Origin of the sequence: Sphaerospermopsis reniformis (assembly GCF_005402885.1) — a bacterium.
Classification (GTDB): domain Bacteria; phylum Cyanobacteriota; class Cyanobacteriia; order Cyanobacteriales; family Nostocaceae; genus Sphaerospermopsis; species Sphaerospermopsis kisseleviana.
On sequence record NZ_BJCE01000477.1, the window covers coordinates 1 to 1,408 of the forward strand.

Annotated in this window: 2 protein-coding genes; both read left to right on the plus strand. The window is 33.2% G+C overall.

The features are described from left to right. Positions 1-338 precede the first annotated feature (338 nt). The gene (locus FFR48_RS27825; RefSeq protein WP_137669570.1) at positions 339-824 is read left to right on the plus strand and encodes a type II toxin-antitoxin system antitoxin SocA domain-containing protein; all 486 of its coding nucleotides are present in this window, start codon (positions 339-341) and stop codon (positions 822-824) included. A 2-nt stretch (positions 825-826) separates the two neighbouring features. Next, entirely contained in the window at positions 827-1,300 is a 474-nt protein-coding gene (locus tag FFR48_RS27830; RefSeq protein WP_236104226.1) for a type II toxin-antitoxin system PemK/MazF family toxin, read from the plus strand. The last annotated feature ends 108 nt before the right edge of the window (positions 1,301-1,408 follow it).

Below are 1,408 nucleotides of genomic sequence, written 5' to 3' on the forward strand. Positions count from 1 at the left end.
GAAATCCCAAAAAATGCACACTTTTTCCGGTATACCCTTCAAAACCCTTGCACTAATTTCTGTGTTTATCAGCCTCTAACCTTTGATATATCAAGGTTTTAGGTTTATTCAGCAAACCCTACATAATCCAAATATGATATTATAGTACATTAGCACTATAAATATAGCAGCTAGGTTAAAAATTGACAGAAATTGAGATAAAAACGAATTATAATTAGCCGATGGAAAATTATGATAACTCCATAAAAAGTCTAACTTTCATACAAAACTTATATATGTTTATATTGCCAACCTAAAGGAATTAGATAATCTTATGATAATCGGGAGAAATAAGGATTATGCTGGATAAACTCATCAAATATTTTGTCTATGCGACAAAAGGATATATCACAAAAACACAGCTAATTAAATTCTTGTATTTGGCTGATCTTTATGCTGTCAAATGGACAGGCAATCAATTAACTGATTTAGATTGGTGCTATTATCGTCATGGACCTTGGAACGAGGAAATAGATAATGTTTTAAGGACAATGAATGGAAAAGAGATTATTCAAGAATCTCAAGGTAATACAATACTGATTAAACTTGGTACGGAATCAGGTAATGTTGATGATTTAGATTTACCTTTAAGTCTCAAGCTAATTCTTGATAACATTAGAAGAGAATGGGCAGGTGCAGGACAAGATAAAATAAATCAATTACTAGAGTATGTGTATAGCACTGCGCCAATGGTTGAAGCTCAAAAAAACCATCAACCAGAAGAAAAAGTAAAACTAAATCTGCAAGCAGAAAGAGCAAAATTAATCAGTGAATTAGGATCATAAAAGTGGCTGGACAAAAACCTAGACAGGGTTGGATTTATTGGATTAATCCTTACAGAGTATCTCTTCGTTGCAAACTGGGTCATGTTCATATTTATAATTTAGATGAACCAGGAGAAGTAGAATGTCAAACCTGTAAAGAGAATATTAATTCCAGTAGGGTTTTTAGAGGAACACATCCCTATATCATCTGGACAAGTGATCAATTTCAAGATGAATCTGGATATATAGCAACTTTTTCTGTGATTCCTCTAACTTCACAAACAACATTTAATGGTTTACCAACTACCTATCCAATTAATCCTACCAGTAGAAATGGTCTTGATAAAAATTCCTATGTCCTAGTTCATCAAATATGTACAGTTGATGCTAATTGTTTTAAAGATTCATCGGAAAATTGGTTAAATCGAATTGGACAATTAGATAAACCAGATAAGGAAGCTATAGAGGAACGATTAAAAGACCTGTCCGAAAATTAAAAAGGCAGTCTGTGTATGGCTTTGAGGATGTTCTCATTTCAGCCAGACTTGACGTAATCATCAGGGCTAGAGATAGTTACTGTTAGTATAGCCCGGAAAAAATGCCGA